21 protein-coding genes and 2 pseudogenes are annotated in these 23,594 nt (G+C 74.6%); 14 read left to right on the top strand and 9 right to left on the bottom strand.

Annotation, left to right across the window (positions count from 1 at the left end):
• Positions 1-84: 84 nt before the first annotated feature.
• The 3 genes from ACSU53_RS27835 to ACSU53_RS27845 all read left to right on the top strand — a co-directional run bounded on the left by ACSU53_RS27835 (position 85) and on the right by ACSU53_RS27845 (position 2,514).
• Positions 85-1,221, top strand: coding sequence for a sensor histidine kinase (locus tag ACSU53_RS27835; protein WP_437033447.1), 1,137 nt, complete (start codon positions 85-87; stop codon positions 1,219-1,221).
• On the top strand, positions 1,218-1,883 hold the full coding sequence (locus ACSU53_RS27840; protein WP_437032131.1) for a response regulator: 666 nt from the start codon (positions 1,218-1,220) through the stop codon (positions 1,881-1,883). Before ACSU53_RS27835 ends, ACSU53_RS27840 begins: the two co-directional genes overlap by 4 nt.
• Positions 1,884-2,124: 241 nt before the next feature.
• Positions 2,125-2,514 (top strand): MarR family winged helix-turn-helix transcriptional regulator, encoded by a 390-nt coding sequence (locus ACSU53_RS27845; RefSeq protein ID WP_437032132.1) that lies wholly within the window; start codon positions 2,125-2,127, stop codon positions 2,512-2,514.
• Positions 2,515-2,683: 169 nt separating this feature from the next.
• On the opposite strand, the gene ACSU53_RS27850 is transcribed toward ACSU53_RS27845, so the two are convergent.
• Together ACSU53_RS27850 and ACSU53_RS27855 are read right to left on the bottom strand one after the other, a co-directional pair.
• Entirely contained in the window at positions 2,684-3,565 is an 882-nt protein-coding gene (locus ACSU53_RS27850; RefSeq protein ID WP_362100655.1) for an SDR family oxidoreductase, read from the bottom strand.
• Between the two features lie 144 nt (positions 3,566-3,709).
• Complete coding sequence (locus ACSU53_RS27855; protein WP_437032134.1) at positions 3,710-4,933, bottom strand: MFS transporter; 1,224 nt, start codon at positions 4,931-4,933, stop codon at positions 3,710-3,712.
• A 328-nt stretch (positions 4,934-5,261) separates the two neighbouring features.
• On the opposite strand from ACSU53_RS27855, the gene ACSU53_RS27860 reads away from it, so the two are divergent.
• Both ACSU53_RS27860 and ACSU53_RS27865 read left to right on the top strand, forming a co-directional pair.
• The gene (locus ACSU53_RS27860) at positions 5,262-5,801 is read left to right on the top strand and encodes a hypothetical protein (RefSeq protein ID WP_437032136.1); all 540 of its coding nucleotides are present in this window, start codon (positions 5,262-5,264) and stop codon (positions 5,799-5,801) included.
• A 118-nt stretch (positions 5,802-5,919) separates the two neighbouring features.
• Positions 5,920-6,624 (top strand): class F sortase, encoded by a 705-nt coding sequence (locus ACSU53_RS27865; RefSeq protein ID WP_437032138.1) that lies wholly within the window; start codon positions 5,920-5,922, stop codon positions 6,622-6,624.
• 372 nt (positions 6,625-6,996) lie between these two features.
• Here ACSU53_RS27865 and ACSU53_RS27870 read toward each other — a convergent pair whose 3' ends face one another.
• Complete coding sequence (locus tag ACSU53_RS27870; protein WP_437032140.1) at positions 6,997-7,671, bottom strand: phosphatase PAP2 family protein; 675 nt, start codon at positions 7,669-7,671, stop codon at positions 6,997-6,999.
• A 268-nt stretch (positions 7,672-7,939) separates the two neighbouring features.
• Here ACSU53_RS27870 and ACSU53_RS27875 point away from each other — a divergent pair, with 268 nt between their 5' ends.
• Entirely contained in the window at positions 7,940-8,989 is a 1,050-nt protein-coding gene (locus ACSU53_RS27875; RefSeq protein ID WP_437032142.1) for a hypothetical protein, read from the top strand.
• Between the two features lie 134 nt (positions 8,990-9,123).
• Here ACSU53_RS27875 and ACSU53_RS27880 read toward each other — a convergent pair whose 3' ends face one another.
• Positions 9,124-11,073, bottom strand: a complete 1,950-nt coding sequence (locus ACSU53_RS27880) for a glycoside hydrolase family 15 protein (RefSeq protein WP_437032144.1) — start codon at positions 11,071-11,073, stop codon at positions 9,124-9,126.
• An 82-nt stretch (positions 11,074-11,155) separates the two neighbouring features.
• On the bottom strand, positions 11,156-11,935 hold the full coding sequence (locus tag ACSU53_RS27885) for a DeoR/GlpR family DNA-binding transcription regulator (RefSeq protein ID WP_437032146.1): 780 nt from the start codon (positions 11,933-11,935) through the stop codon (positions 11,156-11,158).
• A 400-nt stretch (positions 11,936-12,335) separates the two neighbouring features.
• Here ACSU53_RS27885 and ACSU53_RS27890 point away from each other — a divergent pair, with 400 nt between their 5' ends.
• Positions 12,336-13,217 (top strand): SIS domain-containing protein, encoded by an 882-nt coding sequence (locus ACSU53_RS27890; RefSeq protein ID WP_437032148.1) that lies wholly within the window; start codon positions 12,336-12,338, stop codon positions 13,215-13,217.
• An 82-nt stretch (positions 13,218-13,299) separates the two neighbouring features.
• Positions 13,300-14,169: a class II fructose-bisphosphate aldolase gene (locus tag ACSU53_RS27895; protein ID WP_437032150.1), complete on the top strand. Its 870-nt coding sequence runs from the start codon at positions 13,300-13,302 to the stop codon at positions 14,167-14,169.
• Positions 14,170-14,205: 36 nt separating this feature from the next.
• Here the strand turns inward: ACSU53_RS27895 and ACSU53_RS27900 are convergent, their stop codons facing one another.
• Entirely contained in the window at positions 14,206-15,339 is a 1,134-nt protein-coding gene (locus tag ACSU53_RS27900; RefSeq protein ID WP_437033449.1) for a methyltransferase, read from the bottom strand.
• Positions 15,340-15,406: 67 nt separating this feature from the next.
• Between ACSU53_RS27900 and ACSU53_RS27905 the strand changes: the two genes are divergently transcribed.
• The 5 genes and pseudogenes from ACSU53_RS27905 to ACSU53_RS27925 all read left to right on the top strand — a co-directional run bounded on the left by ACSU53_RS27905 (position 15,407) and on the right by ACSU53_RS27925 (position 19,321).
• The gene (locus ACSU53_RS27905) at positions 15,407-16,057 is read left to right on the top strand and encodes an alpha-ketoglutarate-dependent dioxygenase AlkB family protein (protein WP_437032152.1); all 651 of its coding nucleotides are present in this window, start codon (positions 15,407-15,409) and stop codon (positions 16,055-16,057) included.
• A 36-nt stretch (positions 16,058-16,093) separates the two neighbouring features.
• Positions 16,094-17,332, top strand: a complete 1,239-nt coding sequence (locus ACSU53_RS27910) for an ROK family protein (RefSeq protein WP_437032154.1) — start codon at positions 16,094-16,096, stop codon at positions 17,330-17,332.
• Between the two features lie 150 nt (positions 17,333-17,482).
• Positions 17,483-18,370 (top strand): annotated as a pseudogene (locus ACSU53_RS27915) (NAD(P)-dependent oxidoreductase); the annotation flags it as partial.
• Positions 18,371-18,453: 83 nt separating this feature from the next.
• Positions 18,454-18,876 carry a PPOX class F420-dependent oxidoreductase gene (locus ACSU53_RS27920; protein WP_437032155.1) on the top strand — a complete coding sequence of 141 codons (423 nt, stop codon included), beginning with the start codon at positions 18,454-18,456 and terminating at the stop codon, positions 18,874-18,876.
• Positions 18,877-19,048: 172 nt separating this feature from the next.
• Positions 19,049-19,321 (top strand): SHOCT domain-containing protein, encoded by a 273-nt coding sequence (locus tag ACSU53_RS27925; RefSeq protein ID WP_437032157.1) that lies wholly within the window; start codon positions 19,049-19,051, stop codon positions 19,319-19,321.
• 480 nt (positions 19,322-19,801) lie between these two features.
• Here ACSU53_RS27925 and ACSU53_RS27930 read toward each other — a convergent pair whose 3' ends face one another.
• Together ACSU53_RS27930 and ACSU53_RS27935 are read right to left on the bottom strand one after the other, a co-directional pair.
• On the bottom strand, positions 19,802-20,353 hold the full coding sequence (locus ACSU53_RS27930; protein WP_437032159.1) for an ATP-binding protein: 552 nt from the start codon (positions 20,351-20,353) through the stop codon (positions 19,802-19,804).
• Between the two features lie 195 nt (positions 20,354-20,548).
• Positions 20,549-20,872 carry a hypothetical protein gene (locus ACSU53_RS27935; RefSeq protein ID WP_362100624.1) on the bottom strand — a complete coding sequence of 108 codons (324 nt, stop codon included), beginning with the start codon at positions 20,870-20,872 and terminating at the stop codon, positions 20,549-20,551.
• Positions 20,873-21,197: 325 nt separating this feature from the next.
• On the opposite strand from ACSU53_RS27935, the gene ACSU53_RS27940 reads away from it, so the two are divergent.
• Positions 21,198-22,322: a PLP-dependent cysteine synthase family protein gene (locus tag ACSU53_RS27940; RefSeq protein ID WP_437032161.1), complete on the top strand. Its 1,125-nt coding sequence runs from the start codon at positions 21,198-21,200 to the stop codon at positions 22,320-22,322.
• A 402-nt stretch (positions 22,323-22,724) separates the two neighbouring features.
• Here ACSU53_RS27940 and ACSU53_RS27945 read toward each other — a convergent pair.
• A pseudogene (locus ACSU53_RS27945) lies at positions 22,725-23,549 on the bottom strand (DeoR/GlpR family DNA-binding transcription regulator); the annotation flags it as partial.
• Positions 23,550-23,594 lie beyond the last annotated feature (45 nt).

A 23,594-nucleotide genomic window follows, 5' to 3' on the forward strand; every position in this document is an offset into this window, starting at 1 on the left:
GCCGCTCCCGAGGCCGCTCCCGATGCAGACCCCAAGGCCGCTCCCGATGCCGCCCCCATAACCACTCCCGAGGCCGACCCAGACGTGCGGTGGCCCTGGCGTTCCACCCTGCTGGTCACGGCGTTCGTCCTGGTCGGCTCCGGCTTCGCCGCCCATGCCCAGCACGGGGAGCGTGTCGCCCCGGACGTGCCGGCCCAGTTGCTGCTCCTGGCGTCCGGGCTCCTGCTGCTGTGGCGGCACAGACATCCGGTCATCGCGGTGTGCGGAACCGTCGTACTGACCCTCGCCTACCTCGCCCTGGGCTACCCCTACGGGCCGGTGTTCCTCACGGTCGCCGTGGCCTGCTTCAGTGCCGTCGTCCGGGGGCACCGCCGTGCCGCGTGGGCGGCCCTGGGGGTGCTGTGGGCCGGGCACCTGCTGTTCACCCACGTGCTCCACCGGTGGTTGCCGCCCCCCGGTGACACGGCCGCCTCCTGGAACCAGGAGCTCGCGGCCGCCGCCTGGGTGGTGGCCGTGGCGGCACTGTCCGAACTGGGGCGGGTCCGCCGGGAGCAGTGGGCACGGGAGCGTGCCGAGCGCGCCCGGGCGGCCCGGCGGCGGGCGGACGAGGAACGGCTGCGGATCGCCCGCGAGCTGCACGACGTGCTCGCGCACAGCATCTCCGTGATCAACGTCCAGGCCGGTGTCGGTCTCGCGCTCCTGGACAGCGACCCCGAACAGGCCCGCACGGCGCTCACCACCATCAAGCACACGAGTAAGGAGGCGCTGGGCGAGGTGCGCCAGGTGCTGGACACGTTGCGCGCTCCGGGAACCGCGCCCCGGGCCCCGGCGCCCGGCCTCGGGCGGCTGCCCGAACTCGTGGACCAGGCCGCGGGCGCGGGGCTCACGGTCACGGTCGACGGCGAGGCGCCGGACCTGCCGCCGGGTGCCGATCTCGCCGCCTTCCGCATCGTCCAGGAGGCGGTCACCAACGTGCTGCGGCACTCCGGCTCGCGGCGTGCGCACGTCCGCGTCGAGCGCGGCGGCGGACACCTGCGGCTGCGGATCGACGACGACGGTCCGGCGACGGGTGCGGACGCGGGTGGCGGCGGCAACGGGCTGGCCGGGATGCGGGAGCGGGCCGCCGCGCTGGACGGCACGATCGAGGCGGGGCCGCGCCCCGACGGAGGATGGCGGGTGCTGGCCGTACTGCCGCTCGAGTCCGAGGAGGAGCTCAGATGATCCGCGTGCTGCTCGCCGACGACCAGTCACTGGTCCGGGCGGGCTTCCGTGCGCTGCTGGACGCGCAGCCGGACATCGAGGTGGCCGGGGAGGCGGCGGACGGTGCCGAGGCCGTGCGGCTGACGGGTGAACTGCGGCCGGACGTGGTGCTGATGGACATCCGGATGCCCGGGGTCGACGGTCTGGCGGCAACCCGCCGGGTCACGCAGGAGCCGGATCTCGCGGAGGTGAAGGTGGTCATGCTCACCACCTTCGAACTCGACGAGTACGTCTTCGAGGCCCTCCGCTCGGGCGCTTCCGGCTTCCTGGTGAAGGACACCGAACCGGAGGAACTCCTGCGCGCGGTGAGGGCGGTGGTGGCGGGCGACGCCCTCCTGTCACCCGGCGTGACCCGTCGCCTGATCGCCGAGTTCGCGGCCCGCTCGAAGGCACCGGCCGCCGGTGACGCCCTGACGGAACTCACCGAGCGGGAGAGGGAGGTGATGGCGCTCGTCGGGATGGGACTGTCCAACGACGAGATCGCCCGCCGCCTCGTCGTCAGCCCCCTCACCGCCAAGACCCACGTCAGCCGCACCATGGTCAAACTCGGCGCCCGCGACCGGGCCCAACTGGTCGTCCTGGCGTACGAGTCGGGACTGGTACGGCCGGGCTGGCTCGGCTGACCGTCACGGCCGGTCACGGCCCCGGCCGGATGCCGTAGGGGTGGGATCGGGTGCCGTAGGGGTTCGCGTGCCGTAGGGATCGGGTGCCGTAGGGGGCGGACGCTGCAGGCTTCGGGTGTCGTGGCGAACGGTTGCCGGGAAGCAGCACGGCGGCGACCGTCCCGCACCCGGCGCGTCACCCCGGCCGAGGCGGACACGCGTGCGCCCGGCGCTTGCGTACCCCTCTGCTACGGTGCGGGCCATGGCGGCGAAGCAGGCCGAACAGGCGCTCGTTCAACAATGGCGGGACATGCTGGCGCTGCACGCGCGCACCCACTGCGAACTCGACCGCGTGTTGCACGAACACGGTTTGTGCGCCAGTGACTTCGAGGTGCTGGACATACTGGCGGAAGGTTCCGCCCGGAACGGCCGGGCCTTCCGGATCCAGCAGATATCGGAACGGGTCCACCTCACCCAGAGCGCGCTGTCCCGCCTGATCGCACGACTGGAGCGTGAGGGGCTCGTCGACCGCGGCACGTGCCCGGAGGACCGGCGTGGGGTGCGGGTCTCGCTGACGGCGAAGGGCCGCGCGCTGCACGACGAGGTGCTCCCCGTCCAGCGCGCCGTCCTCGCCCGCATGCTCGCGAGCTGACTCCGCCCACCGGCTCCGCACCCGACCCGCACAGCGCCCCGGGCCCCCGCACGGCGGACCCTGAGCTCGACCCCCTACGGCGGGCCCTGGGCCCCACCCGCAGGGCCGACCCTGGGCCCGACCCGCACCCGGCCCGCACAGCGCCCCGGGCCCGCCCCGCACGGCGGCCCTACGGCAGCGGCGTCCCTCCGGTGGCGTTGACGATCTCCGCGGTGATGAACGACGCCTCCTGCGAGGCCAGGAAGACGTAGGCCGGAGCCATCTCGGCGGGCTGCGCGGGCCGCCCGATGGGTGCCTGCTTGCCGAACTCGGTGGTGTCCGGCAGCGTCGCCGGGATCAGCGGCGTCCACACCGGGCCCGGAGCCACGGCGTTGACGCGGATGCCCCGCTCGATCAGCATCTGCGCCAGCCCCTGGGTGAACGTGACGATGGCGCCCTTGGTCGTCGCGTAGTCGAGCAGGTGCGGGCTGGGCTTGTAGGCCTGCACGGAGGCTGAGTTGATGATGCTGCCGCCCTCCGGGATGTGCTGCACGGCCTCCCTGCACAGCCAGAACATGCCGTAGAGGTTGGTCCGCACGACCCGGTCGAACTGCTCGGTGGTGATCGCCTCGATGCCGTCGGGCTGCGACATCTGGTACGCGGCGTTGTTGACCAGGATGTCGATCCGGCCGAACTCGGACACCGCCCGGTCGATCAGCGCGCGGCAGTTCTCCTCCTCGCGCACGTCGCACGGGACGGCCACGGCCCGTCGCCCGGCCTCCTCGATCCAGCGGGTGGTCTCGTCGGCTTCCTCCTTCTCGCTGTCCAGGTAGGTGAACAGCACGTCCGCCCCTTCGCGGGCGAACGCCAGGGCCACGGCCCGGCCGATGCCGGAGTCCCCGCCGGTGATCACCGCCTTGCGGTCGGTGAGCCGCCCGGTGCCGCGGTACGAGTCCTCGCCGTGGTCCGGGGGCGGGTCCATCGGGCCGGTCCAGCCGGGGTGCGGCTGGTCCTGGGCCGGGAAGTCGGGCGTCGGGTGCTGGTCGGTCGGGTTCTGCTGCTGCTCGCTCACAGTGCTGCTCCCTCTCCCTGGGCGGTCGGTCGGGTGGGCGGCGGCCGGCCGGGGAACGTGTGCCGTCGGCGGGCGGACACCCGGCGGCGGCACACGTTCCCCGACGGGCGCCGGACCTCGGGTACCCACCCGTCGGACCGCCGATCAGCCCACCTGGGGGACGTCCCGTCGGGTTTCACCCGCACGGCGGGTCGCGAAGGCGATCACCGTGGCGACCGCGGCCAGCAGCGCCACGCTGGTGAGGGCGGACGGCAGACCGAACCAGTCGGCCATGAAGCCGATCGCCGGAGGACCGAGGAGCATGCCGCCGTAGCCGAGCGTGGAGGCGGTGGCGACGCCGCTGGGGCCGGCCAGCGCCCCGGCCCGTTCGACGGCCACGGGGAACAGGTTCGCCAGGCCGAGCCCGGTGACGGCGTAACCGGCGAGGGCGAGGCCCACCGAGGGGGCGAGCGCCCCGAGCAGCATGCCGACGGCGGCGGTGCTGCCGCCCGCGACCAGGGTGGGGGTGCGGCCCATTCGCTCCAGCAGGGTGGTGCCGCTGAGGCGTCCGACCGTCATGGCGAGGGCGAAGCAGGAGTAGCCGAGGGCCGCCGTGCCCGGCGAGGCTCCCAGGTCCTCCTCCAGGTGCAGGGCGCCCCAGTCCGCCAGCGCCCCTTCTCCGTAGGCCGTGCACAGCGCGATGAGCCCGAAGACGACGACCAGGGCCCGGGTGCGGCCGTCACGGCGGGAAGGGGGCTCCCCGGCGGACCGGGCCGGGGGTGCCGCGACCGGCGGGTCGCAGCGCAGCAGCACCCGCCCGGCCACGGCGGTCACCGTCAGCCCCACCAGGGCCAGCCCCCACAGGTGCGCGGTGGGTGACAGGGACCCGGCGACCAGGGCGCCCAGCCCCGCGCCGAGCATGCCCCCGAGGCTGAACGCGGCGTGGAAGCCGGGCATGATCGGCCGGCGCAGCGCGGTCACCAGATCGACGGCGGCGCTGTTGAAGGCGACGCTGATCCCGCCGTACGCGGCGCCGAAGAGGAGCAGCACGGTGCCGAGCGCGAGGGCGGAGTGGGTGAGCGGCGGCAGGGCGATGCTCAGGGAGAGCAGGACGGCGCAGGCGACGGTCACGGGGTGGCTGCCGTAGCGGCGGCAGAGGCGGCCGGTCAGCATCATGGTGATCACGGCCCCGGCGGAGACCCCCAGCAGCGCGAGACCGAGGTCGCTCGCGGAGGCGCCCGTCTGTGCCTTGATGGCGGGAATGCGTACCACCCAGCCGGCGAAGAGGAAGCCGTCCAGGGCGAAGAACGCGGTGAGGGCGACACGGAGGCGGACGAGGTCGGGACCCGGCGCGACACGCTGCCGCCGGGTTTTGTTTATGAGCGGCACAAATTCAGGCTACGGGCGCTCCGGGCGCGTGGGCAAGCGGCCGGCGGCTCTCGCGGAGCGGGGCGGAGCAGGCGGGCGGCGGTCTTCGGGGGCGGTGGGCGGAGGTCTCCCGGGGGGACGTGTCCCGCGGCCCGCGAGCGCAAGGGGCAGCGCCGTCCGGTACCCGGGTGGCGGCTGCCGAGTCCCCCCGGACGGGTGCGCCGTTAACCCGTGTGATCGTCCCGGATGGTGGGCGCGGACGGTCTGACTGACGGTGGTTCACGTCAAGGCCGGGTCCCTCGTGCTGACGCGAAGTCAGCAGCCCGTCCGAGACGGAAGGAAAGTCCAGATGCGCTCTGCCCGCCTGGTGCTCGCCACCGCGACGGCCACCGCGGCCCTCGCGATCGCGGCGCCCGCAGCCTACGCCGACCACACGGGTGACTGGGACCACGACAAGTCCTCCTCCACCAGCAAGGAGTACGAGAAGGAGGAGAGCAAGCACGACAAGCACGGCAAGTACGACGAGGAGAGCAAGCACGGCAAGCACGAGAAGCACGGCAAGTACGACAAGCCCGAGGGCGGCATGCACACCGGCGGTGGCGCTCTCGCCGCGGTGAACGAAGGGGACTGGGGCAACGCGAAGGACCCGAAGTACGACCCGGAGACCTACAAGGGCAAGGACAAGGGCGACTCGCAGAGCGAGGAGTCCTGGAGCGGCAAGGACAAGGACAAGGACTGGAAGCACGAGAAGCCGCGCGGTGGCATGCACACCGGTGGCGGCGGCCTGGCCGAACCGGGCGTCAGCGCCGCCGGCCTGGCCGCACTGGCGGTCCTCGGCACGGGTGCCTACGCGCTGCGGCGCAAGAAGGCGTCCGGAAACGTGGCGTGAGCCATGCCCGATGACATAGCAGCCGGGGTCGCCGCACGCGTGTTCCACGCGTCGGCGGCCCCGCTCGCCCGTTCACCCGATGTGTCCGCTGCCGTGTTCCAGTGAGGTGGTCTTCCCGATGGCAGCCAGCCCTCTGTCCCCCCGCACAAGCGACGAGCGGCCGCCCAGACGACGACTGCGCGCCGTGACGACGGCGGTCTTCTGGGGCACGGCTGCCCTGGTGCTGGCGGTGAGCCTGCTCGGCGGCCGGGAGAGTCCCCCCGACGACGCGCACGTGCCGCACGCTCCGCCCGCCGTCCCGGCCACCGCCACCGCCACCACCCCGGCCCCCAGGGCGTCGGCGTCCGCGAGCGCCGAGTCGCCCAAGCATCTGCCGCCGTCCGAGCCGACCCGGCTGCGCATCCCCGACATCAAGGTCGACGCGCCCTTCACCGACCTCGCCATCGGCAAGGACGGCCGGCTCGAACCGCCGCCCGCCGACGACACCAACCTGGTCGGCTGGTTCGCCAAGGGCGTGTCCCCGGGTGAACTCGGCACGTCGATCATCGCCGGGCACGTGGACACCAAGACGTCCCCGGCGGTGTTCGCACGCCTCGGTGAACTGGAGAAGGGGGACACCTTCCAGGTGGCGCGGGCCGACGGGCGTACGGCCACCTTCGTGGTGGACGGCGCCGAGTCCTTCGACAAGGACGACTTCCCCGACGAGCGGGTCTACGCCGACACCCCGGACGCCCAGGTCCGGCTCATCACCTGCTCGGGCGACTACGACCACTCCGCCAAGGACTACACCGAGAACCTGGTGGTCTTCGCCCACCTCCGGTGACGGGACGCGGGCCCGGCCACCGTGGCGGCCCCGGTCCAGGGGATGACCGGAGCCGCCACGGTGCCGCAGGACGGGACGACACTGCCCGGGGGCATCCTCGCCCCCGGGCAGTACCTGTTCTCCGGGTGGCCCGCCTTCTGTTCCTCCGGACGGTCCGTCTCTCCGTGCTGCATCCGCTTCCCCGGGCGGTCCGTCGCCCGATCCTTCGCCCGCGCGTCCGGGCCGTCCGGCTCCCCTGCCTCGCTCGCCCGTCCCCGGAGCCGGTTCACCCGGCCCCGGCGCGCGGTCCGCTCGCCTGAGGGCGGCCCGCGGCGGCACCCGACGCGTTGGGGTGCCGGTCGAGGCCGGGCGGTGCCGGCGGGTGAGTGGCTGTCAGCGGCCCGGCTCCGCCCACCGGAACCGCCGGGAACCGAAGGACGCCGGGAGGCGTGCCGAGGCCGCGGCGAGCGCGGTGGCGGCGCTGGCGATGCCGAGGACGGCACCGGCGGCGACGTCCCCCGGGTAGTGGACGCCCGTGTGCACGCGGGAGTAGCCGACCGCGCCCGCGAGCGCGCCGAGGGGGACCGAGGCGGCGGGCATGACGGTGCCGACGGCGGTGGCGAACGCCACCGCCGACGCGGTGTGCCCGGACGGGAAGGACGCCGACGTCGGCATCCGCACGTGCCGGTCCACGGTCACCCGGGCCGCCTCCCGGTCCGGCCGGTCCCGGTGCACCAGCCGCTTGCCGAGCAGGTTGGCCGAGGCGGAGGCCACCGCGATGGCGCCGACGCCGGCCAGCGCGGCCCGGCGAGGGCGGGCGCCGCTCAGCGCGAGGGCGCCCGCGATGGCGAAGGAGATCTTCGAGTGGTCGGCCGCGTGCGAGAGCCGTCGCAGGGCCCGGTCGAGGGTGGGGGTGGGCGTGGCGGCGACCGCCGCGTACAGGGCGCCGTCCACGGCCCGGAGGTCGCCGAGTACGGCGGAGGCGACCCTGCGCAGTCCGTCGGAGGGAGGGACGGGCCGGGTGAGCGGACGGGTGAGGTCCTGGTCGCTGGGGGTCGGCTCGCTCATCTCTCTCTCCCGCGGTGGCGTCTGTGAGCAGGGGGCGCGGACGGGGCCGCGTGCTCGGCGTACCCGCGCCGGGGGCCGGGAATCACCAGGTGCCCACCGTACGCATGATCCACACCGGGCGGACACCGCGCTGGTCGGTATACCCCTGACCCGTATCGAATCGGCCGGGGTTCCGACTTGACTCCATACCCCAGGGGGGTATGTACTCGGAGGGTGGAAGCCGGGGCTCGGCCGCGGGCCCCGGCGCCGACCCCGAGGAGAGACGGCCATGAACACCGGACTGAGGATCACCGCGTTCGCCGCCGCCCTGGCCGCAGCCTTCGCCACGGCCTACGGCGTCGGACAGGGCCTGGACCCGGCGGTCGCCGAACGGCCCCCGAAACACGACGCGGGACACGCCTCCGCCGCACGCCATCCGGAGGGGAGCGACGGCGAGGGCCACGGCGGGCACGGGACCGTCCCCGCCGGCGGACTGCAGATCTCCGAACAGGGCTACACCCTCGACCTGGACACGCCGCACGCGGAGGCCGGGGAACCGGCCGAACTCCGCTTCCGCATCCGCGACGAGCAGGGCAGGACGGTCACCCGCTTCCGCCCCGAGCACGACAAGGAACTCCACCTCATCGTGGCCTCGCGCGACCTGCGGACCTACCGTCACCTGCACCCGTCCCGCTCCGGCGACGGCACCTGGACCACCACCGCCGACCTCCCCCGGGCCGGCGCCTACCGGATCTTCGCCGACTTCACCCCGGCCCGGCAGGGCGCCCGGGGCCTCACCCTCGGCGCCGACCTCGCCGTCTCCGGCCCCTACCGCCCGCGCACCCTGCCGGACGCCCACGCCACCGCCCGCGTCGACGGCTACGAGGTCCGGCTGACCGGCACCCTGAGCCCGGGGCGGGCGAGCGACCTGGAGCTCACCGTCTCCCGGGACGGCAGGCCCGTCACCGACCTGCAGCCCTACCTCGGCGCCTACGGCCACCTCGTCGCGCTGCGCTCCGGCGACCTCGCCTACCTGCACGTCCATCCGAACGGCGAGCCCGGCGACGGCACCACGAAGCCCGGACCGGCGGTCTCCTTCACGGCCACGGCACCCAGCAGCGGCAGCTATCGCCTCTTCCTGGACTTCCGCCACGACGGAGTCGTGCGCACCGCGGCCTTCACGGTGCACGCGGGAACGCCGGACGCCCACGGCGACGCCCCCGACCCCGGTGCCACGGAGCCGGACGGTGCGACGCCGGAGCACTCCCGACGCCCCGAGCACTCCGGGAGCGAGGCACCCGAGGAGAGCCACGACCCCGCCGACGGACACGGCCACTGACCGGCCGGCCCCCTTCCCGGGGTACCGGCTCCACCCCGTGACGCCGGCCCCGCCCCGGAAGGCACCCCGCGCCCCCCGGCCGGTCCCCACGACGGCTGTGGACCGGGCGTGAACTCGGGCGAGGGCCGGGGCCCTCAGCCCAGCGCCCGGTCCAGGTTGAAGGCGGCACTGATCAGCGACAGGTGCGTGAACGCCTGCGGGAAGTTGCCCTGCTGCTCGCCGCCGTGGCCGATCTGCTCGGCGTACAGGCCGAGGTGGTTGGCGTAGGTCAGCATCTTCTCGAAGGCGAGGCTCGCCTCGTCCAGCCGCCCCGCCCGCGTCAGCGCCTCCACGTACCAGAACGAGCAGATGGAGAACGTGCCCTCACCGCCCCGCAGCCCGTCCGGACTGACACCGGGGTCGTACCGGTACACCAGCGAGTCCGACACCAGGTCCTCGGTGAGCGAGTCCAGGGTCCGCAGCCACTTCGGGTCCGTCGGCGCCATGAACTTCGTCAGCGGCATCATCAGGACCGCGGCGTCCAGTACGTCCCCGTCCTCGTGCTGGACGAACGCGCCCCGCTGCTCCGACCAGCCGTGACTCATGATCCGCCGGTAGATCGTGTCCCGGCAGGCCTGCCAGCGGGGCAGGTCGGCGGGCAGGCCCCGCCGGTGGGCCATGCGGATGGCGCGCTCGATCGCCACCCAGCACATCAGCCGCGAGTACAGGAACTTCCGGCGCCCGCCCCGGGTCTCCCAGATCCCCTCGTCCGGCTGGTCCCAGTGCCCGCCCACCCACTCCACCAGGGCGCACACGTGGTCCCACTGGTCGCTGGAGACGGGCTCGGCCCACTTGTCGTACAGGTAGATCGAGTCGATCAGCGCCCCGTAGATGTCGAGCTGCAACTGCTCGGCGGCCGCGTTGCCGACCCGCACCGGCGCGGAGGCGAGATGTCCCTCCAGGTGGCCCAGCTCGGTCTCCGACAGGTCGGTGCGGCCGTCGATGCCGTACATGATCTGCAGCGGGCCGGTCGGGTCGCCGTCCCCGGGGCTGACGTGCCGGAACACGAACCCCATGAACGCCTCCGCCTCCTGCGTGAACCCCAGCCGCAGCAACGCGTACACGCAGAACGCCGCGTCGCGCACCCAGACGTAGCGGTAGTCCCAGTTGCGTTCCCCGCCGATCTCCTCCGGCAGACTGGTCGTCGGCGCGGCCACGATGGCCCCGGTCGGCGCGTAGGTGAGCAGCTTCAGGGTGAGGGCCGAGCGGTGCACCATCTCCCGCCAGCGGCCCCGGTACCGCGAGGAGGACAGCCAGCGCCGCCAGTAGCGGACCGTCGTGGCGAACGCGTTCTCCGCCTCGTCCCGCGCGCAGCCGCGCGGAGTCACGCCCTCGGCCAGATGGTCCAGGGCGAGGACCGCCGTGGCGCCCTCGGTGAGGTCGAACCGGGCCCGCACGTCGTCCCCGTCGGGCGTCACCGGAACGGTCGAGGTGAGCCCGAGGGACAGGCGCTCGGACTCGAACACCGTCACGTCCCCCGCCCGGCGCACGGTGTGCGGCCGGGTGCCGTAGTCGAAGCGCGGTGCCACCCGGACCCGGAACGGCACGGTCCCGCGCACGCACAGCACCCGCCGGATCAGCCGGTGCCTGCCGGTCTCGGCCGGATCCTCCGAGACGGGCATGAAGTCCTGCACCTCACCGACGCCGTCGGCGGTGTAGAAACGGGTGATCAGCACGTTGGTGTCGGGGAAGTAGAACTGCTTCGTACGGGCCGGCACGGCCGCCGCCAGTTCGAAGCAGCCGCCGCGGTCGGCGTCCAGCACGGCGGCGAACACGCTGGGCGCGTCGAAGGACGGGGAGCAGTACCAGTCGATGGTGCCGTCGATCGCCACCAGGGCCGCGGTGCGCAGATCGCCGATCAGTCCGTGGTCCGCGATCGGCACGTAGCGCCGGCCGGCGCCGCCACGCGGGCCGTCGCCCGTGCCGTGGCCGTCGCCCGTGCCGGGCCCGCCGTCCCTGCCGCCCCCGTGCTGCGCGGCGGCCTCGTGGCCCTCGGCGGCCGGGTGGTCCCCGGCGGCCCCGCGGTCCCCGTCCGTTCCGCCCATCGCAGCCTCCTGGCCCGCCGGCGTGTGTCGCGCTGCCTGCCAGCCTAGGCGGCCGGGACGTACCCGGCCCGGTGCACGGCGCTCACACCACGACGACCCGGAGTCCCGCCTCCTCGAACGCGCGCACCGCCTCCGGGGCCGCCGCCGCGTCGGTGACCAGCGTCTCCACGGCCTGTGCCGCGCAGATCCGGGCGAACGCCCGGCGCCCCAGCTTGCTGGAGTCGGCGGCCACCACCACCCGCCCCGCCCGCTCGCACAGCCGCCGGTTGACCGCGGCCTCGGCCTCGTCGTGCGCGGCGGCACCGTGCGTGACGTCGAACGCGACGACCCCCAGCACCGTCACGTCCAGGGTCACCTGGTCCAGTACGCCGTCCGCCAGCGGTCCGGTCAGCTCGTAGGACTGGGGGCGGGCGACGCCGCCCGTCACCACGATCTTGAACTGCGGCCGGACGGCGAGCTCGTTGGCGATGTTCAGCGCGTTCGTCACCAGGGTCAGCGCCGGTGTGCCGGACGCCAGGTCCGAGCGGACGGCCAGGGCCCGGGCGACCTCCGTGGTCGTCGTGCCGCCGGTCAGCCCGACCGCCTGGCCCGGCGTGACGAGATCCGCCACCGCACGGGCGATCCGCTGCTTCTGAGGGGCGTGCCGCGCCGTCTTGTAGCGCAGCGGCAGCTCGTACGACACGCCGTGCGCGACGGCGCCGCCCCGGGTGCGCACCAGCATGCGCTGCTCGGCGAGCCGGTCCAGGTCCCGCCGGATCGTCGCGGGGGACACCGCCAGCTCCACGGCCGCCTCCTCGACGTCCAGCCGACCGCGCTCCCCGAGCAGTTCCAGCAGCGTCTGCCAGCGGGCGTCCCGCGCCATCCGCCCTCCCGTCCGTCTTCCTACGACTCGATTCGTACCGGTGTACCGCACGGCCGTGCCGCACCGCCGGACGGCCATCCCACCGCACCGTTCCGCCTCACTGCCCCGCCGCACCGATGGGCCGATGGGCCGATCTGCCGATGTGTCGACAAGTCGTCGTGTCCGCCGGGCCCGGAGTGTCCGCCGGGACCGGAGTGCCGGGCGTGCCCGGCGTGAGCGCCGCCGGCCGCCTCAGCCGCTCCCGCCGCCTCAACCGCCTCAGCCGCGCCCGCCGCCCCGACGTCCGAGGGCGACCCTAGCCCACCGGGAAGAGGGGAACTGCCCTTCCGTGCTTGATTCTGCTCGAAACCAGGCTCTATCTTGCAAGAACAATCATCCATCAGGTGGGGGTGCTCCGGCCGTGACGCATGTCGAGGACGAACTGAACAGCCAGCCCGCGTGCTGGGTCCGGGCCGCGGACGGGGCTGCGGAACACCGGCCGGTGCTCCCGGCGCCGGGGGAGCGGGTCGCGATCGTCGGCTGCGGGACGTCGTACTTCATGGCCCAGGCCGTGGCGGCCCTGCGCGAGGAGGCGGGTCAGGGGGAGACAGACGCCTTCGCCGCCTCGGAGTTCCCGTCCGCCCGCCGCTACGACCGGGTCGTCGCCCTGACCCGGTCCGGCACCACCACCGAAGTGCTCGACCTGCTCGCCGCGCTGAAGGGCCGCACCCGCACCACCGCCCTGACCGCGGACCCCGCCACCCCGGTGCGGGAGGTGGCCGACGCCCTGGTCGTCCTGGACTTCGCCGACGAACGGTCCGTGGTGCAGACCCGGTTCGCGACCACGGCCCTCACGCTGCTCCGTGCCCATCTCGGCCTGCACACCGACCGCGTGGCCGAGGACGCCCGGACCGCGCTCGCGCAGCCCCTGCCCCAAGGGCTCCCGGACTGCGGCCAGTTCACCTTCCTGGGCCGCGGCTGGACCGTCGGTCTGGCCAGTGAGGCGGCACTGAAGATGCGGGAGGCGGCCCTCGCCTGGACGGAGGCGTACCCGGCGATGGAGTACCGGCACGGGCCGATCAGCGTCAGCACCGGCGGCACGGCCACCTGGATGTTCGGCACCGCCCCGGACGGCCTGGCCCGGCAGGTCCGGGACACCGGCGCCCTGTGGGTCGAGGGCACCCTCGACCCGCTCGCCGAACTCGTCCGCGCCCAGCGCCTGGCCGTGACCGTCGCCGCCGCCCGCGGGCTCGACCCCGACCGCCCCCGCCACCTCACCCGCTCGGTCGTCCTCGAACCCTGAGCCGTCCCGCGGAGCACGCCCGCCGCGGCGCCCGCGCCCCGGGCGCCCCGGCACCGACTCGCCCACCCGGAAAGGACCGGCCGTGCCCCTCGCCACCACCGCCGAGCTCGTCTCCCGCGCCACCGAGTCCCGCTCGGCGGTCGCCTCCTTCAACGTCATCACGCTGGAACACGTCGAGGCCGTCATCGCGGGCGCCGAGTCGGTGGACGCCCCCGTCGTCCTCCAGGTCAGCGAGAACGCCGTCCGGTTCCGCTACGGCCGGCTGCTCCCGCTGGCCCGGGCCGCCGTCGCCGCCGCCGAGCGCGCCGCCGTCCCCGTGGCGCTGCACCTCGACCACGTCCAGAGCGACGCCCTGCTGCGCCAGGCCCCGGACGCCGGATTCGGCTCCGTGATGTACGACGCGGCCCGGCTGCCCTACGACGAGAACCTGGCCGCCACCCGGGCCGCCGCCGACTGGGCCCACGCCCACGGGCTGTGGATCGAGGCCGAACTGGGCGACATCGGGGGCAAGGACGGCCGGCCCCCGCTGGACGCCCACGCGCCCGGTGCCCGCACCGATCCCGATCAGGCCCGCGCCTTCGTCGCCGACTCGGGCGTGGACGCCCTGGCCGTCGCCGTCGGCACCACCCACGCCATGACCACGCGCACCGCCGCCGTCGACCACGCCCTGCTCGAACGGCTCGCCACCCGGCTGGACGTGCCCCTCGTCCTCCACGGCTCGTCGGGGCTGCCCGACGAGGAACTCGCCGCCGCCGTCGCCGGCGGCATCGCCAAGGTCAACGTCGGCACCGCGCTGAACATCGCCATGACCGGCGCGATCCGGCAGTACCTGGCCGCCCACCCGGAGGCCGTGGACTCCCGCCGCTACCTCACGGTGGGCCGCGAGGCCATGGCCCGCACGGTCGCCGGCATCGTCCGGGCCCTGGGCCCCAGGGTGCCCTCCGCGCGGTGAACGCCCCGCGGGGGTGTCACCGGCCCCGGCGGCCGGTCACCGCCGGACGGCCCTGAGCACCACGAACTTCGGGTCGGACGCGACGACTTCGCTGCTGCCGAACAGCCGCCGGAGCCGTACGTGGTACCCCAGGTGCCGGTTGCCGACGACCCACAGCTCGCCGCCCGGCCGCAGCACCCGCCGGGCGTCCCCGAACATCCGCCGGGCGGTGGCGTCCGTGGTCGCCCGGTGGGAGTGGAAGGGCGGATTGGTGAGCACCAGGTCGACGCTCCGGTCCGGCACGCCCGTCAGCCCGTCGCCGACCCGGAACTCCGCGTGCCCCGGCACGCCGTTCGCCCGGTAGGTGGCCTCGGCGGACGCCACGGCCTGGAACGACTCGTCCGTGAACAGCACTTCGGCCCGCGGCTGGGCCAGCGCCACCGCCGTGCCGACCACGCCGTTGCCGCAGCCCAGGTCCACCACCCGGGCCCCGTCACCGGCGGCCGGGAGGTGCCGCAGGAAGAACCGGGTGCCGATGTCGAGGCGGTCCGCGCAGAACACGCCCGCATGGTTGACGACCGGCCTGCCGGACACCGCGCCGATGTCCTCGGGCAGCGTGTAGCGGTACGGCCAGGGGTTGTCCGGCCGTTCCAGGTCCGGGTCCGGCGTGCACAGGATCAGCCGCGCCTTCTGTTCGGCGAGCGTGGTCCTGGTCGGGCCGAGGATCCGCTCGAACAGGCGCAGCGTGGAGGTGTGGATCTCCTTGACCATGCCGGTGCCGATCACCACCGTGTCCGCGTGCACGGCGGGGGCCAGCCGCAGCAGCTGGTCCTCCAGCAGGGCCAGGCTCTTGGGCACCCGCACGAGCAGCACGTCGATCCGGCCCGGCGGCGCGTCCTGCGTGGTGAGCAGCCGGACCGCCCCGGGCTCCACCCCGTCGCGCGCCAGGTTGGCCCGGGTCGCCTGCTGCCCCAGCCAGGAGTCCGTGATCTGCGTCGGCCGGTGCGCCGCCAGCGCCGTGACCAGCGCGCCCCACCGGTCACCGAGCACCACGACGGTCCCGGACAGAGCGATCCCCTCCCGGTCCAGGTACCGGAGCAGATAGGCGTCGGAGGCGTCCCAGGCGCGCAGCCGGTCACGCGGATCCTCGGGGAAGCGGGTCAGCGCCGGAGCACCCCACGGCGTCGTCATACGGTCGTCCATCGTGCCCACAGGCTAGCCGAGCCGCAGCTCAGGCCCGGTCCGGCAGGATGGGGGCATGGACCCCGAGCTGTTCCCCAGGCCCCGCGCGCGGATCGCGCCCGGCGCGGTGCACGTGCCGGGCTGGCTCGATGCCGACGCGCAGCGCGAGCTGCTGGCTGCCTGCCGGGAGTGGGCCCGGCCGCCCGCCGGGCTGCGCACGGTCCGCACCCCCGGCGGCGGCACCATGTCCGCCCGCCAGGTGTGCCTGGGATGGCACTGGTACCCCTACGGGTACGCCCGCACCGTCGTCGACGGCGACGGCGCCCCGGTCAAACCGTTCCCCGACCTCCTCGGCCGCCTGGGCCGGCGCGCGGTGGCCGACGCCCTGGGCACCGGCGCGGCCGGGGGAGCGGACTACGACATCGCGCTGGTCAACTTCTACGGCGCCGACGCCCGGATGGGCATGCACCGCGACAGCGACGAGCGCGCGGACGCGCCCGTGGTGTCCCTGAGCCTCGGCGACACCTGCGTCTTCCGCTTCGGCAACACCGAGACCCGGACCCGCCCCTACACCGACGTCGAACTGCGGAGCGGCGACCTGTTCGTCTTCGGCGGGCCGTCCCGGCTCGCGTACCACGGGGTGCCCCGCGTGCACGCCGGCACCGCACCGCCTCAGCTGGGGCTGGAGGGACGGCTGAACATCACGCTGCGGGTGTCCGGCCTGTAGTCGGCCACCTGGACGGATCATGGAACACTCTCCTTCATGAGCGGCAACGCGGACCCCGGGACGCCGGGGAAAGGGACCACCACGAGGGCGCGGCTGGACCGGGGGCGCGGCGCGCTCGGCCCCGCCCTGGAGCTCGTCCACACCGGCCGGGCGCCCACCCGCGCGGTGCTCACCGCCGAGCTCGGCGTGACCCGGGCCACCGCGGGGGCGGTCGCGGCCGAACTGGAGGCGCTGGGCCTGATCCGGGTGGATGCCCGCCCCGGAGCCGCCGCCGGTTCGCAGGGGCGCCCCTCCCACCGGCTCGCGGTCGCCGAGGACGGCCCCGTGGTCCTCGCCGCACAGGTGCACGCCGACGGGTTCCGTGCCGCCCTGGTCGGCCTCGGCGGCCGGATCGTCGCCACGACGCCCGGCTGCGAGGTCGTGGACGCCGACCCGGCGAAGGTGCTCGGCTCCGTCGTGGCGGCCGGCGCCGACCTGCTCCGCGAGACCGGGCGCCGGTGCGTGGGAGCGGGGCTCGCCGTGCCGTCCGCGGTCGCCGAACCGGAAGGGCTGGCGCTCAACCCGCTGCACCTGGCCTGGCCGGCGGGGGCGCCGGTGCGGGAGATCTTCACCGAGCAGGTGCGGGCCGCCGGACTCGACGGCCCCGCCTTCGCCGCCAACGACGTCAACCTCGCCGCCCTCGCCGAGCACCGGCACGGCGCCGGACGGGGCTCCCGCGACCTGCTGTGCGTGGCCACCGGCCACCGCGGCGTCGGCGGCGCGCTGGTCCTCGACGGCCGCCTGCACTCCGGCAGTTCCGGGCTCGCCCTGGAGGTCGGCCACCTCCCCGTCCACCCGGAGGGCCGCCCCTGCCACTGCGGCAGCCGCGGCTGCCTCGACGTCGAGACCGACCCGCTGGCCTTCCTGACCGCCGCCGGCCGGGCTCCGGGCCCCGAGGTCTCCCTGCTGAAGCACGCCGACACCCTGATCCGCGAGCACTACGACGACCCGGCCGTCCGCGCCGCGACCGAGCACCTGATCGACCGCCTCGGCCTCGGCCTCGCCGGGCTGGTGAACATCCTCAACCCCGACCGGATCATCCTCGGCGGCCTGCACGGCACGCTGCTGGACGCGGACCCGGACCGGCTGCGCGCCGTCGTCGCCGACCGCAGCCTGTGGGGCCGCAGCGGCAGCGTCCCGATCCTGCCCTGCACCCTGGCCCACAACAGCCTGGTCGGCGCGGCCGAACTCGCCTGGCAGCCCGTCCTGGACGACCCGCTGGGCGCCCTCGCGTAATCCCGGACCGGGCCCGTGGCCGGGAGGCCGAGGGCCGCGGCGGGCCCTCCGGCCGTCGGAGGAGCCCCCGGACGGCACGCGCACGCACCCGGCGGAACCGGGTACAGGACACGGGGGCCGGAAGGCGGCCCGGCCCGACGACGGAAGGCGGACGGCATGACCGACGAGCAGCTCACCGTGGCGGTCCTGGGCACCGGCATCATGGGCGCCGCGATGGCCCGCAACCTCGCCCGCGCCGGACACGCCGTCCGCGCCTGGAACCGGACCCGCGCCAAGGCCGAACCCCTGGCCGCCGACGGCGCGCACGTCACGGACACGCCCGCCGACGCGGTCGCCCCGGCCGACGTCGTGCTGACGATGCTGCACGACGGCCCCGTCACCCTCGATGTCATGCGGCAGGCCGTGCCCGCTCTGCGGCCCGGCACGGTCTGGGCGCAGTCCACCACCGCCGGACTCGACGGCGTCACCGAACTCGCCGCTCTCGCCCGTGAACACGGTCTGCTGTTCTACGACGCCCCCGTGCTCGGCACCCGGCAGCCCGCCGAGGCCGGGCAGCTGACCGTGCTCGCCGCCGGTCCCGCCGAGGGCCGGCACACGGTGACGCCCGTCTTCGACGCGGTCGGCGCCCGCACCGTGTGGACCGGCGACGACGGCGCCGCCGGCAGCGCCACCCGCCTGAAACTGGTGGTCAACAGCTGGGTCCTGGCGGCCACCTCCGCCGTCGGCGAGGCGCTGGCCCTCGCCGAGGCCCTGGACGTCGACCCCGACGGCTTCCTCGACCTCGTCCGGGGCGGCCCCCTCGACATGGGCTACCTGCACGCCAAGGCCGGCCTCATCCGCGCGAACCGGCTGACCCCGGCCTCGTTCGCCGTGACCACGGCCGCCAAGGACGCCCGGCTGATCGTGAAGGCCGGTGAACAGCACGGCGCACGCCTGGACGTGGCCGCGGCGAGCGCGGAGCGCCTGGAACGCGCGGCGGCCCAGGGCCACGGCGACGAGGACATGGCCGCCGCGTACTACGCCAGCTTCCCGGACTGACCAGGCCGTCCGGCCACCCCGCCCGTGCCGCCCCGGCACGGCCCCCCGACCCCCGCCCCACCCGTCAACCGGAGGAGATCCCCGTGTCCGAGCCCCCGCTGCCCGCCGAGGCCGTCGACCTGCTGCGCCGCCCCAACCCGTGCGTCATGGCCACCGTGCGCTCCGACGGCGCACCCGTGTCCACGGCCACCTGGTACCTCTGGGAGGACGGGCGGGTCCTGCTCAACCTCGACGAAGGCCGCGTCCGCCTGAAGCACCTGCGCCGCGACCCGCGCGTCACCCTCACCGTCCTGGCCGAGGACGACTGGTACACCCACGTCACCCTCATCGGCCGCGTGGCCGAGTGGCGGGACGACGAGGACCTCGCCGACATCGACCGCCTCGCCCGGCACTACACCGGCGACCCGTACCCGAACCGGGAGCGGGGCCGGATCAGCGCCTGGGTCGAGGTCGAGCGCTGGCACGGCTGGGGACGGATGAAGGACACCGCCCAGCCCTCGTCCTGACCGGGCCCGCGCGGCTGCCGCCCGCCGGAGGAGCAGCCGCGCGGGTCTCCGCGTACTCCCCGGGGAGCAGCGCCACGGCCGACGGCCGTACGACGCCCCCGGGGCCTCGCGGGACCACCCTCGGAAGAGACCGGCGTGCATGACAGCACCGCTTCCGAGGAGTTGAACGACGATGCAGACCCTGGCGCACTTCGGCGACGGCGGGCCCGGCCCGTGGATCCTGCTCCTGCCCCTCTTCTGGGCCCTGGCCATCGGGGCCGGCCTCACCCTGCTGCGCCGCACGGCCCGGCACACGGGACGCGGCCCCGGACGGCCCCCCGCCCGGGACGACTCGCCCCTGACCGTGCTCGGCCGCCGGTTCGCCTCCGGCGAGATCGACGAGGAGGAGTACTGGCGCCGACTGTCCGTCCTGGACGAACAGTTCGGGCCTTCCGGCCCACGCTGACCGGACGGCGGACGGCGGACGGCGGACGGCGGACGGCGGACGGCAGACGGCGGGACGACCCGACGGCCGGAGACCGGAGAACCGGACGACCGTAGGGCCGGACGACGGCAGGACCGGACGACGGGACGTCCGGCCCACGGGACGACCGGCGGGCCGGGCGTCTCCACGACGTCCCCCGGGAGACAGCCCGGCTGCCGGCCGTGGACACACACGGAGACTCACGGACGCCGGCCCTGCCCGCACGCGACCCCAAACCACCCCGCGGTCCCCGGTACACCCGTGATCGCGCCTCCCCGGGCCGACCGCCCCTGCCCGGCGGCCGCCCCTGCCCGGCGGCCGCCCCTGCCCGGCGGGCGGCCGTGCCCGCCGGGCGGTTTCCGCCCGCCCACCGTCCGCCCGCGAGGGGCGTCCCGACGGACCCCGCGTCGTGACGGGTACGGCCAGGACCGCGACCGCGGCGGTGACGAGGTCACCGCCCGGTCAGCCGGGAACGGCGGACCGGGCGGGAGCGGGTTCGGCGCGGTGGCCCTCGGTGACGCGTTCGACCAGGGCGACCTCCGCGACCTCGGTGATCCGGGGCGAGGGCTCCGCCCCGTTCAGCCGCGGCAGGCGGGCCGGGACGGGAGCGGCGGTCACGGCGGGCGTCGGCAGGGTGAACCACACGACCTTGCCGTCGTCGCCCTCGGGCAGGGCGCCCCAGCTTTCACTCATCGCGGCCACCATCGCCAGCCCCCGGCCGCAGGTCGCGAGCGGGCTCGCGTCCGACACGACGGGCAGGCGGGGATCGCGGTCGTGCACCGAGACCTTCAGTCGGTCGAGCAGGAGCTCCATCTCGACGGTGCAGGTCTTGTCGGGCCGGGCGTGCCGGTGGACGTTGGACAGCAATTCCGTCACGCCGAGCGAGGCCCGGTCGATCAGGCAGTCCATATGCCAGTAGCGCAACTGCGCAGATACGATTCTGCGGACCTGTCCGATCCGCGACGGCAGGGCTTGGAGCTCCACCGTGCACTGTCTGCTTGGGTGACTGATCACGGCTGCGACTCCCCGATGTCAGGTCCGGATCGGAGTCCGGAAGAACACGGAGTACGGATCCAGCAGGATGCCTGCGTGACGCTGCCGCCTGCTGTCGTGGCCGGCGGGCTGGTTCGCAGCGTTATCGCCGGTAAACCCAGAGTGACGTGTGACCAGCGTGACGCACGGGGTGAGGCGGCGCAACTCGCGGACATCTCAGTCGCCGCGCCCCGCTGCCCGCCGCACGGCCTCGATGAAGCGGCGTGCCGCCGGCGGGCCGGGCTCGCCCGGGGCGGGATCGTGGTCACCGAGGGTGAGCGAGTAGCGGGTGCCGTTGACGTCCGCCAACGCCCTGTCCTCCGGGGCGAACCAGGGTCGGGAGGCGCGCACGGCCTGCACCGGGGCGCTGTCGATCTCCGTGCCGTAGCTGGTGAGCAGTTCGAGGCGGCCGTCGCTGATCCGGACCTGGCCGGCCCGGGTGAGCGACCGCAGTCGCCTGCCGATCCGCACGCCGGTGGCCGTGAACTCCGGCTCCGCCATGTCCCACGCCCCCTCGTCGTGCGTCGGTGTGCCGGACCCGCCCGGGTCCGGCGCGTCCACCACCAGTCTCCCCTTCCGGGGTTCCTCCCGCCGGTGCAGTGTGCCCCCGTGCGCCGTCGAGCACCAGTACGCGCGCTCCCCCTTCCGGAGGCGCGCGAAGCACTTCGGTCCGTGCGCCCCCACGCCTTCGCGCCCCCGTCCCCAGGGGCCCCTTTGAGGCGCCCAAAGAAGCGTTTATGCAGGTGAAAAGGGGTGCGCGAGGTGCTTATGATCGGTGCACCGGCCGCGTGAGACGCCGTCGGTGCTCAGCGTAAGGAGCCCCGCCGTGAGCACTTCCCCCCTCGTCCCGGCGGACGTCACCCTCGACGTCGACCGAACCGATTCCGCCTATCGCGACTGGCTGAAAGAAGCCGTCCGCCGGGTCCAGGCGGACGCCAACCGCTCCGCCGACACCCACCTGCTGCGCTTCCCGCTGCCCGAACGGTGGGGCGTCGACCTCTACCTCAAGGACGAGTCCACGCACCCCACCGGCAGCCTCAAGCACCGGCTGGCCCGGTCGCTGTTCCTCTACGGGCTGTGCAATGGCTGGATCCGTCCGGACCGCCCGGTGATCGAGGCGTCCAGCGGCTCCACGGCCGTGTCCGAGGCGTACTTCGCGCAACTGATCGGGGTGCCCTTCATCGCCGTCATGCCCCGCACGACCAGTGCCGAGAAGTGCCGCCTGATCGAGTTCCACGGCGGCCGGTGCCACTTCGTGGACGACCCCCGCACCATGTACGAGGCGTCCGCCGCACTCGCGGCGGAGACCGGCGGCCACTACATGGACCAGTTCACCTACGCCGAACGGGCCACCGACTGGCGGGGCAACAACAACATCGCCGAGTCGATCTTCCGCCAGCTCGAACGGGAACGGTTCCCCGAACCCGAGTGGATCGTCGCGACGGCCGGCACCGGCGGCACCTCCGCGACGCTGGCCCGCTACGTCCACTACCTCCAGTACGACACCCGCATCTGTGTCGCCGACCCCGAGAACTCCTGCTTCTTCGACGGCTGGACGACCGGTGACGGCGACGTCACCTGCGACCGGGGGTCGCGCATCGAGGGCATCGGCCGGCCCCGAATGGAGCCCAGCTTCGTGCCCGGTGCCATCGACCGGATGATGAAGGTGCCGGACGCCGCCAGCGTCGCCGCGGTCCGCGCCCTGGAGAAGGCGATCGGGCGCCGGGCGGGCGGCTCCACCGGCACCGGGCTGTGGAGCGCGCTGAGGATCGTCGCGGAGATGGTGGCCGCCGGGCGGGAGGGCAGCGTGGTCACCCTGCTGTGCGACCCGGGGGACCGCTACCTCGACCGCTACTACTCGGACGCCTGGCTGACCGGGCAGGGGCTGGACATCACCCCGTACGCGGCGGTCATCGACACCCTGCTGACCACCGGCGTCTGGCCGGACTGACACCACGGCCCCGTCGGAAGCGCGCCGTCGCGGTCGACGGGCGAGGACCCCGGTGTGGTCCGCGAGGGGGCGTCGTACGCCCCGCGCACGCCTCTCCGCCCGGCGCGGATCCCGGCCGTCCCGGGCCCCGGCAGCTCAGGAGACGCGGTCGCCCTCCGCGGACCCCTCCGCGGACTCCGAGGCCCCCTCCGCGGATTCCTCCGCGGACTCTTCGGACTCTTCGGCGGAGCCGGAGCCGCCACCGGCATCGGGGGCGGAGCCGTCACCCGCACCGGCGGCCGGACGGGAGCCGTCACCACCGTCGGCGGCCGGGCGGGAGCCGTCACCGGCATCGGACGCCGGGCCGGAGGTGGCTGCGGGAGTCCCGTCGCCGGACACCGCCTCCTCCTGCCCCGCCCCGGTCTCCGCGGACGTCCCGCCCTCGCCCGCCACCACCAGCCGGCGCAGCCGCTCCGCGACCTGCTCCCGCGCCCGGGCCGGCAGTCCGGAGTCGGTCACCAGCGTGTCCACCTGGTCCAGGGAGGCGAACGAACTCAGGCCCACCGTGCCCCACTTGGTGTGGTCGGCGACCACCACGACCCGCCGCGCCGACTGCACCAGCCGGCGGTTGGTCTCGGCCTCCGCGAGGTTCGGCGTCGACAGGCCCGCCTCGACGGATATCCCGTGCACGCCGAGGAACAGCAGATCGAAGTGGAGCGTGGCGATCGCCTGGTCGGCCACCGGCCCCACCAGCGAGTCCGACGGGGTCCGCACCCCGCCCGTCAGCACCACCGTCGCGGCACCCGGACGCGGACCCGACGTGCGCTGCGCCGCGTGGAAGACGTCCGCCACCCGCACCGAGTTGGTGACCACCGTCAGATCGGGCACCTCCAGCAGCCGGTGCGCCAGCGCGAACGTCGTCGTCCCGCCCGAGAGCGCGATCGCGGCGCCCGGCGGGACCAGTTCGGCGGCGGCCCGCGCGATGTCCTCCTTGGCGCTCAGCTCCAGACCCGACTTGGCCTCGAAACCGGGCTCGTGGGTGCTGGCCTCCACCACCGGGACCGCGCCGCCGTGCACCTTCTCCAGCACGCCCTGCCGGGCCAGCGCGTCGAGGTCGCGGCGGACCGTCATGTCCGACACGCCGAGCCTGCGGGTCAGCTCGTTGACCCGGACCCCGCCCCGGCGCCGGACCTCGTCCAGGATGAGGGTGCGTCGTTGCTCCGCGAGGAGGTTCTGATTCTCGCTCACGTACGCTCCGGTCCTTTCGCCGCTCAACCGTCCGACCCGCCCGGC

Origin of the sequence: Streptomyces sp. enrichment culture (genome assembly GCF_964273255.1) — a bacterium.
GTDB lineage: Bacteria > Actinomycetota > Actinomycetes > Streptomycetales > Streptomycetaceae > Streptomyces.